Source organism: Pelodictyon luteolum (assembly GCF_001622165.1).
In the GTDB taxonomy this organism is placed as follows: domain Bacteria; phylum Bacteroidota; class Chlorobiia; order Chlorobiales; family Chlorobiaceae; genus Chlorobium; species Chlorobium luteolum_B.
In genome coordinates, this window is the sequence record NZ_LVWG01000030.1 from 76,616 (window position 1) to 85,148 (window position 8,533).

General features: G+C 57.2%; 9 protein-coding genes. 2 read left to right on the forward strand and 7 right to left on the reverse strand.

Going from position 1 to position 8,533, the window contains the following annotated elements:
* Positions 1 to 208: 208 nt before the first annotated feature.
* Complete coding sequence (locus tag A3K90_RS10325) at positions 209 to 553, forward strand: type II toxin-antitoxin system RelE/ParE family toxin (RefSeq protein ID WP_369690414.1); 345 nt, start codon at positions 209 to 211, stop codon at positions 551 to 553.
* A complete protein-coding gene (locus A3K90_RS05855) occupies positions 451 to 759 on the forward strand; it encodes a DNA-binding transcriptional regulator (protein ID WP_011357776.1) in 309 nt (102 codons plus the stop codon). Before A3K90_RS10325 ends, A3K90_RS05855 begins: the two co-directional genes overlap by 103 nt.
* Before the next feature lie 10 nt (positions 760 to 769).
* Here A3K90_RS05855 and argH read toward each other — a convergent pair whose 3' ends face one another.
* The 7 genes from argH to argC form a co-directional block, all read right to left on the reverse strand.
* Positions 770 to 2,155 carry an argininosuccinate lyase gene (gene argH / locus A3K90_RS05860; RefSeq protein WP_303681633.1) on the reverse strand — a complete coding sequence of 462 codons (1,386 nt, stop codon included), beginning with the start codon at positions 2,153 to 2,155 and terminating at the stop codon, positions 770 to 772.
* A gap of 102 nt (positions 2,156 to 2,257) precedes the next feature.
* A complete protein-coding gene (locus tag A3K90_RS05865) occupies positions 2,258 to 3,460 on the reverse strand; it encodes an argininosuccinate synthase (RefSeq protein WP_303681634.1) in 1,203 nt (400 codons plus the stop codon).
* Positions 3,461 to 3,477: 17 nt separating this feature from the next.
* Complete coding sequence (locus A3K90_RS05870; RefSeq protein ID WP_303681636.1) at positions 3,478 to 3,924, reverse strand: arginine repressor; 447 nt, start codon at positions 3,922 to 3,924, stop codon at positions 3,478 to 3,480.
* Positions 3,925 to 3,932: 8 nt separating this feature from the next.
* Complete coding sequence (gene argF / locus A3K90_RS05875) at positions 3,933 to 4,925, reverse strand: ornithine carbamoyltransferase (RefSeq protein WP_303681638.1); 993 nt, start codon at positions 4,923 to 4,925, stop codon at positions 3,933 to 3,935.
* Positions 4,926 to 4,946: 21 nt separating this feature from the next.
* Positions 4,947 to 5,855: an acetylglutamate kinase gene (argB, locus tag A3K90_RS05880; protein ID WP_303681644.1), complete on the reverse strand. Its 909-nt coding sequence runs from the start codon at positions 5,853 to 5,855 to the stop codon at positions 4,947 to 4,949.
* A 40-nt stretch (positions 5,856 to 5,895) separates the two neighbouring features.
* A complete protein-coding gene (gene argJ / locus A3K90_RS05885) occupies positions 5,896 to 7,104 on the reverse strand; it encodes a bifunctional glutamate N-acetyltransferase/amino-acid acetyltransferase ArgJ (protein WP_303681640.1) in 1,209 nt (402 codons plus the stop codon).
* Between the two features lie 127 nt (positions 7,105 to 7,231).
* Positions 7,232 to 8,260 (reverse strand): N-acetyl-gamma-glutamyl-phosphate reductase, encoded by a 1,029-nt coding sequence (gene argC / locus A3K90_RS05890; RefSeq protein ID WP_303681642.1) that lies wholly within the window; start codon positions 8,258 to 8,260, stop codon positions 7,232 to 7,234.
* Positions 8,261 to 8,533 lie beyond the last annotated feature (273 nt).

Consider the following 8,533-nt stretch of genomic DNA (forward strand, 5'->3'; position numbering starts at 1 on the left):
AGATGGCCATACCAAATGATCCCCCCCCCAGCACTGAACACTTCCTCCTGTACCCCGGGGCATTCATTGATTCCGTGTTTTGCCAATATAATCCAATGGATTATATTGGGGTATGAATGTCACAGTCGTAGAGCTTCCTGAATTCATTCGTCGGTCAGATAATCTCTTGACTTCTGATGAGCGAGATGCGCTCGTCTTCTATCTGTCGATGCATCCCCAGGCCGGAAGCATCGTGCGTGGCTCCGGTGGGATCAGAAAGCTGCGGTGGGCGAAAGGAAACAAAGGCAAGAGCGGCGGAGTTCGTGTCATATACTTTTATCATGATCCGCGCATGCCATTATTTCTATTGACGCTTTTCAGCAAAAGCGAGAGGAAAAATCTGACGAAGGCGGACATGAACGGTCTTCGGCAGATGGTTAATGTCCTTATAACCAATCAGGTGGAATTACGATGCATTCAGACTTCGACAGTATCAGGAGGGGGCTTGAAGAAGCCATCGCCTACATGGGGGGGGAAGACGTCGGGGCAAGGGTTTATAGACCTCGGCCCATAGACGTGAAGGTTGTCAGGGAGAAGACCGGTCTGACCCAGGAGCGGTTTGCTGCGGCCTTCGGCATCAGCGTGGCCACATTGCGGCATTGGGAGCGGGGAGACCGCAAACCCCACGGGCCAGCTCTCGTTCTCCTCGACCTTGTCCGTAAGGCTCCCGATACCGTACTTGGGGTGCTCAATGAAGATGAAGCTCCTTACGGGGAGTGAGCCGGGCCCTTCAGCCGAGCAGTTCCCGGGCCTCCCTGATCTGCCGTTCGACCGACTCGAACGAGCAGCTCCCGTGCGACTTTTTCGACGTGATGCTCGCTTCCGGCGTCAGCGCCGTGAATATTCCCTCGTCGAACACCTCCGAGAACTCCCTGAAGCGCTCGAGCGGGATGTCGGGCAGGGGAGTCTGGTTCTCGATGCTCCAGCTGACAATCTTTCCGGTGATGCGGTGCGCGTCGCGGAAGGGGACATCTTTCTTCACCAGGTACTCGGCGATCTCGGTTGCCAGGCTCAAATCCTTCTTCGTGAGCTCTTTCAGGCGCTCCTCCCTGAGCCGCGTGTGCTGCAGCATGCGGTTGAAGAGGGTAACGCTTGAGATGGCGGTTTCGGCACTGTCGAACAAAGGCGGCTTGTCCTCCTGCATGTCCCGGTTGTAGGAGAGCGGGAGCCCTTTCATGATGGTGAGCATTGCCATGAGGTCCCCGTACACCCTTCCGGTTTTTCCCCTGATCAGTTCTGCGATATCAGCGTTCTTCTTCTGCGGCATGATGGAGGAACCGGTCGAGAAGGCGTCGCTGATCTCCAGATAGCCGAACTCATACGAACTCCAGAGAATGATGTCCTCACAGAAACGCGAGAGGTGCATCATCACGATGGAGCAGCAGGAGATGAATTCAATCAGGATATCACGGTCGCTGACGGCATCGATGCTGTTCGTGAAGAGCTCGCTGAAATCAAGCAGCTCGGCCGTACGCCCTGCATTAAGCGGGAGGGTGCTGCCGGCAAATGCCGCCGCACCAAGCGGAGAAACGTTCACCCGCATCAGAAGATCAAGCAGGCGCTCAGTGTCCCGGTTGAACATGTTGAAGTAGGCCAGGTAGTAATGGCCTGCCGATATCGGCTGGGCCCTCTGCAGGTGGGTGTAGCCGAAGATGATGGAGTCCTTGTAGGTTTCGGCTTTCTGGACGAGGGTTCCGAGGAGGTCGTTCAGCGCTTCCTGCAGCTCTTCGATCCGCTCACGCATGTAGAGCCGGGTATCGGTTGCCACCTGGTCGTTACGGCTGCGGCCGGAGTGGAGTTTGCCGGCAGCGGCTCCTATTTTCTCCTTCAACCGGTTTTCAATCACCGTGTGGATGTCTTCATCCTCCCACTGCGGAACGAGCGTTCCCGTTTCAATTTCCTTTTCAATCTCTTTCAGCCCCCTGCATATCGCATGGGCGTCATCCGCCGAGATGATGCCTTCCTCGCCGAGCATGGTGGCATGGGCGATGGAGCCTTGAATGTCTTCATGGTAGAGCTTTCCATCGACATGGACCGATGAGGAAAACCTCAACGCCTCGCTGTCGAACGGTTCATTGAAGCGGCTTGCCCAGAGAAGTTCTTTCTTGTTGCTCATGGCTGCGGCTGGTTGTGCTGGTGGAAAAGAGGAGAAAGGCCATACGCCTGCCCCCCCCCGGGAAAAGGGAGCAGGTGTATGACCGGGATCCTTGCTGTGCAGTTATTTTGCGGGATGGACTTCGCTGAAGGTCTTCAGGCCGAGTCCGTAGATTTGTATGAACCCTGCTGCCGCCTTGTGGTCGAACGAGTCGGCCTCGGTGTAGGTAGCCAGCGATTCATTGTAGAGCGAGTACGGAGACTGGCGGCCGAGCAGCGTAACAGAGCCTTTGAAGAGTTTCAGGCGGACCATGCCGGTGACAGGATTCTGGGTATCGTCGACGAATGCGTCGAGGGCAGTGCGCATCGGCGAGAACCAGGTGCCGTTGTAGATGATGTTTGCGTAGTCCTGAGCGATGTTCTTCTTGTACTGGAAGACGGTTTTCTCAAGGGTAAGGCGCTCGAGTTCGCGGTGTGCGAAGTGCAGGATTGTGGCTGCCGGGGCTTCATAGATCTCACGCGACTTGATGCCGACGACTCGGTTCTCGATCATGTCAAGGCGGCCGATGCCGTTCTTTGCGCCGAGCTCATTGAGGCGGTTGATGATGTCCAGTCCGGCCATCTTCTTGCCGTCGACCGATACAGGAACACCCTGTTCGAACTCGATTTCGACCACGGCAGCCTCATTCGGGGCGTTCTCGGGGGAGGTGGTTATCTGGTAGGCATCTTCGGGAGGCGCAACCATCGGGTCTTCGAGCACGCCGCATTCGATGCTGATTCCCCAGATGTTCTCGTCAATTGAGTAGGGGCTCTTTTTTGTGGCCGACACCGGGATGTTGTGCTTGATGGCGTAGTCCATTTCAGACTCGCGTGAGGTGAACTCCCATTCACGGAGCGGAGCGAGCACCTTCAGGTGCGGGGCGAGCGAGGCGAAGGTCACTTCAAAGCGGACCTGGTCGTTGCCTTTGCCGGTGCAGCCGTGGGCGAGCATGGTGCAGTTCTCTTCAAGTGCGACGTCGACAAGCGCTTTGGCCAGGAGCGGACGGCCGAGCGCAGTCGCCAGCGGATAGACATCCTCATACAGGGCGCCTGCCTTCAGTGCGCGCCAGATGTAGTCTTCGACAAACGGCTTCTTGAGGTCGACGAAATGGAAAGCCGAAGCGCCGGTCGCTATGGCTTTGGATTCAAGGTTCTCTATCTCTTTCTGCTGGCCGAGGTTGCCCGTGACGGCAACGATATCGGCATCGTACTTGTCCTTCAGCCATTTGATCATGATCGAAGTGTCAAGTCCGCCGGAATAGGCGATCGCAATTTTTTCTCTCTGCATTGTCGTTGTGGTATTGATCAGTTTGTGGAAAGATTTTTCTGAATATAGGACATCAGCACCGAAATATTCTGCACTGAATCAGGAATTACCAGGACCGTATCGTCACCGGCGATGGTACCGAGAATGAGCGGGCTTTTGAACTGGTCGAGCCATGATCCTACGCCGTGAGCACGGCCGGGAAGGGTGCGGACGATGACCGAGGTTTCATTTGCGGCAACAGAGGTGACTTCCATCCCCACCAGCCCCTTGATGATGCGGCCGGTGCTTTCATCGCCGAGCAGCAGGCGGTAGCCTGCATGGGTTTTCGAGCGCACAATGCCAAGCTCGGCGCAGTCGCGCGAAAGGGTTGCCTGCGCGACCTTGATGCCGGATTCCCGGAGAAGGCGGAGAAGGTCATGCTGGTTTCCGACGCCCTCCTGCTGGATGAGCTCCCGGATCCGCTGCTGGCGTATGTGCTTGTTCATCGGCACCTTCAGGCCTTGATGTTTTTGGCAGCGTTCTGCAGCCGGTGGGTGAGATGGAACTTGCGGTACTCGTCGTGGTTGAGAAGCTTCACGAGGAGCGCCTTCTGCACATGCAGGCGGTTTTCCGCCTCATCGATGATGATGGCCTGCGGCCCGTCCATCACTTCGGCCGTTATCTCCTCTCCCCGATGTGCCGGCATGCAGTGCATGACGACAGCGGAGGGTTTGGCAACGGCAAGCATCCGGCTGTTGATCTGGAACGGTGCGAACGCCTTAAGCCGCTCTTTCTGCTCCTCTTCCTGGCCCATGCTGGTCCAGACATCGGTATAGAGCACGTCGGCGTCTTTTGCTGCAGCCATCGGATCGTGAATGATCTCAATGGTGCTGATGCCCTTTTTCCTGGCCGCTTCAAGCAGCCCGGCGTCCGGAGTATAGCCTTCGGGGCAGGCGAGCACGAAATGGAAGGGGAGGATGCCGGCAAGTTCAATCCAGGAGTTTGCCACGTTGTTGCCGTCACCGACGAAGACGACCTTGATGCCCGCTTTCCAGAGCCCTTTTTCGTACAGGGTGAAGGCATCGGCCAGAATCTGGCACGGGTGTGAGAGGTCGGTCAGGGCGTTGACGACCGGAATTGAGGCACTGCCGGCAAGGCCCTCTATGACGGAATGCTCGTGCAGACGGGCGACGATTGCGTCATTGTAACGGGAAAGGAGGAGGCCGATGTCCTCGACCGATTCTCGCGAACCGACGCCGATGGACTTGCCGTCGAGGTTGATCGAGTACCCTCCGAGCTCATGGATGCCGAGCTCAAAGGAGACCCGGGTCCTCAGCGAGGGCTTGTTGAAGATCATGGCGACCGTTTTGCCCTCAAGCGGGCGGAATCCGTTTCCGCCCTCACGGCGGGTTTTCTTGATGAAGAGGGAGTAGTCGAACAGTTCTATGATCTTCGAAGCGTCAAGAGGTTCGAATCCAAGAAAATCGCGTTTATCGGTAGGTTTCATGTGAGTTGGCTCGCGCCAGGGTTAATGGTTGCTGTCGTCGTCCTGTTCGGATATGAACTGGGTGCCGACTCCCTCATGGGTAAATATTTCAAGCAGGAGGGAGTGGACTGACTTTCCGTCGATGATGTGGATCTTCCGGACCCCTCCGTCGAGCGTCAGGAACCCGGAAAGGACTTTCGGGATCATGCCGCCGGTGATGATGCCCTGCTCGATGAAGTCTGCGGCTTCAGCCTTGCATATGGTTTTCAGGATCCTCTCGCCGACCTGGATACCTGCCACGTCGCTCACATAGATGAGCTTTTCGGCCTTCAGGGCAATGGCGATGCTGCTGGCGGCGTCGTCAGCGTTGATGTTGTAGATGTTTCCATCATCGTCAAAGCCGATAGGGGCAATGACGGGGATCAGCCCCGCCTTGCAGAGCAGGTCGATGTAGGCGGTGTTGATCGTTTCAATCTCACCTACAAGGCCGAGCGTGGCGGCATCCCTGCACGGCACGGCCTGGATGGTGTCGGCATCAAGGCCGGTCACGCCGACCGCCTTGCCGCCGTGTTCGCTGATCAGCTGGACGATGTCCTGGTTGACCTTTCCGGCAAGCGTCATCTGCACCACGGAGATCATATCCTTGTCGGTTACCCGTTTGCCGTGCACGAACGTGGAGGTGATGCCGAGCTTTTCAGCCGTTTTGGTGATGGCGTCTCCGCCGCCGTGCACCAGCACGACGTTGATGCCGACCTTGCGGAGCAGTGTGACGTTCTGTGCGAATGAGTTCTTGAGGCACAGATCCTTCATCGCCGAACCTCCGTACTTTATGACGAAGGTTTTCCTCTCGAATTTACGGATGTAGGGCAGGGCCTCGATGAGCACCTGGCCAATGGCCGTCTTTGGTGCCTTGCGTACCGGCCTCAGGTCGCTGCAGGAGAGTGAATCGATTTGTTTCAATACGGTCTGCTTTGTTGGGTGTTAGATACGGTCAGCTCCTGTAGCTGCCGTTGATGTCTACATATTCTTTGCTGAGGTCGCAGGTCCATACGCGCGCCGAAGCAGTTCCAGCCCCGAGGCGAAGGGTGATTGCGTAAGAAGGCCGGGCAAGTATGGCGGCCGCCTCCTCCTCTGAAAAATCAGCCTGAAGTCCGCGCCGGAGAATCGGCAGCTCCTCGAAGTAGAGCTCGAGGTCCTCTTCGCGGAACATGGCGCCCGAGCGGCCTGCGGCGGCAATGATGCGGCCCCAGTTGGCGTCTTCGCCGTGCAGGGCTGTCTTGACGAGGCTCGACTGCGCGATGGTGCGGGCTGCCATTACAGCCTCCCCGGTGCTCCGGGCCTCCTGCACGTTGATTTCAACAAGCTTCGTCGCACCTTCTCCGTCGATGACGATGAGACGGGCGAGAAACCCCATCAGCGACTCCAGACCGGCGGTAAAGAGTCTGAGGTCTTCACTGCCGGCTTCAACTGAGGGGCCCGTGCCGCTGGCCATGATGACTGCCATGTCGTTGGTACTCGTATCGCCGTCGACAGTGATTGCATTGAAGCTTCCCAGGTTGGCGATCCGGAGGGCTTCCTGCAAAAGGCCTTGTTCGATATCGGCATCGGTGGCAAGGAATGCGAGCATGGTGGCCATGTTCGGAGCAATCATCCCGGACCCTTTCGCTACGCCACTGATCCTGACGGTGCCGCCGCTGAGCGCTATGTCGACGTAAAAGAATTTCGGAAAGGTGTCGGTGGTCATGATGGCTTCAGCCGCCTCGACGCCGGATGATTCCCCGAGGGTGGCGGGGAGAGCTTCAACACCGCGAAGGATATTCTCCATCGGCAGCAGCTGGCCGATCACGCCGGTTGAGGAGACGATGACCTCTTCGGCTTTGATGCCGAGCACTTCGGCAGCTTTTGCCGCCGTGTCTTCAGCATCCCGCAGCCCCTGCATCCCGGTTGCAGCATTGGCGTTGCCGCTGTTGCAGATGACTGCGCGGATGTCCGAGCCAGCAGCGGCAATGTTCCTGCGGGACAGCACGACCGGAGCGGCACAGCAGAGATTGGTGGTGAACACGCCTGCCGTCACGGCCGGCTGCTCACTGAAGAGAAGGAACATGTCGGTTCTTCCTGAGTACTTTATGCCTGCGGCTGCGGCCGACGTCTTAAATCCTTTCGGCCAGAACCCTTTTGCTCCATCTCTATCAGCAGCCATTGGCTGAACCCCTGCAGGCCAGAGGGTTGCAGCAGCATGAGCTTGGATGGTGGCGAGCGCCTTCTCTCTTTTTTTCAACGGTGTTGTGTTCTTCTTTGCGTGTTGTTTCTTTCGCCTCTTCTAGGATTCAAAGCCCTGCGGTTTCATCAATCCCGAGCATGATGTTCATGTTCTCGACAGCCTGGCCGGCTGCTCCCTTCAGGAGGTTGTCGATGGTCGATACAATGGTAAGGGTGCCGTTCTGCCCGGCACATGCAACATGAAGGTCGCAGAAGTTGGTATGGGCGACATGACGCACCTCCGGCATTTCACACCGCACTCTTGTGAAGGGCGCATTGCCGTAGAATGCCTCATAGGCGCTCCTTGTCTCATTGAGATCAACCGGACCGTCCAGCGTTACGGAGAGGGTTGCGTAGATGCCGCGGACCAGGGGGCCGATAAGGGGGGTGAAGCTGAAGTCGAATGAGGGGTTTCTGACTGAGGTGCCGAGCGCCTGCATGATTTCAGGGGTGTGCTGGTGCACTCCTACCTTGTAGGCCCTGATGTTTTCACTCATTTCGGCAAACGAAAGTTCGGTTTTGGAGCTCCGTCCTGCACCCGAAAGGCCCGAAATCGCCGTACAGGCGACAGAGCGCACCCGAGGCAGTGATGCAGAGGGGGCAAACAGGGGAGCGAGCGCGAGAATGATCGCCGTGGCGTAGCATCCGGGATTGCTTACGGTACGGGCTCCGGCTATCGCTTCACGGGAAAGTTCCGGCATGGCATAGGTCATCACGGCATCGGGGGATTTCCTGCCGCCGTAGAACTGCTCATGCTCATCCGTGTCCCGAAGGCGGAAGTCTCCTGACAGGTCTATGACCATTTTACCTGCGGCCTGAAGCTTCGGCACTATGGCGTGCGCTTCGCCGTGCGGCAGTGCGAGGAAATAGATGTCGCTTCCGGTTTCTCCATCGTAGGTGCGGTAGACACGGTCACAGCCGAGGGCAGGGTAGAGGGAGGAAACTGATTTTCCTGCCTGCGAGAATGCATAGAGGTGCTCAAGTCTGACGGCCGGGTGGCGGAGGATGAGCCGGGTGAGTTCGGCTCCGGAATACCCGGAAGCGCCGATGATCGAGACGGTCGGTCCCGATGGTGCCCCATGCAGGGAAGCGTTCATGCAGATCTCTCTTTAAACAATGAATAAATATCCAGCAAAGCGGATATATAAATCTTTTCCTGCGCATTTTCAAACCCTGCAGGGCATTTTTGCATTCGTGTGTCAATTGCATCGCATTTTTATGCCAAGCGCTTTTTTCTCAGTATCTTACCCCAAGCCGGGGGTGCGCCTGAAGCCACCCGTAACCGCCCTTATGGATACCTATGCATATGATCCTTTTCCGTTGGTCCTCTTCACGCCCTGCCTTCGCGCTGATTCCGGGGCTTCTTCTAG

What these genes read in the sequence shown, in the direction of transcription:
- A3K90_RS10325 (WP_369690414.1), top strand. Translation starts at nt 209, where the DNA reads ATGCATCCCCAGGCCGGAAGCATCGTGCGTGGCTCCGGTGGGATCAGA.
- A3K90_RS05855 (WP_011357776.1), top strand. Translation starts at nt 451, where the DNA reads ATGCATTCAGACTTCGACAGTATCAGGAGGGGGCTTGAAGAAGCCATC.
- argH (WP_303681633.1), bottom strand. Translation starts at nt 2,155, where the DNA reads ATGAGCAACAAGAAAGAACTTCTCTGGGCAAGCCGCTTCAATGAACCG.
- A3K90_RS05865 (WP_303681634.1), bottom strand. Translation starts at nt 3,460, where the DNA reads ATGCAGAGAGAAAAAATTGCGATCGCCTATTCCGGCGGACTTGACACT.
- A3K90_RS05870 (WP_303681636.1), bottom strand. Translation starts at nt 3,924, where the DNA reads ATGAACAAGCACATACGCCAGCAGCGGATCCGGGAGCTCATCCAGCAG.
- argF (WP_303681638.1), bottom strand. Translation starts at nt 4,925, where the DNA reads ATGAAACCTACCGATAAACGCGATTTTCTTGGATTCGAACCTCTTGAC.
- argJ (WP_303681640.1), bottom strand. Translation starts at nt 7,104, where the DNA reads ATGGCTGCTGATAGAGATGGAGCAAAAGGGTTCTGGCCGAAAGGATTT.
- argC (WP_303681642.1), bottom strand. Translation starts at nt 8,260, where the DNA reads ATGAACGCTTCCCTGCATGGGGCACCATCGGGACCGACCGTCTCGATC.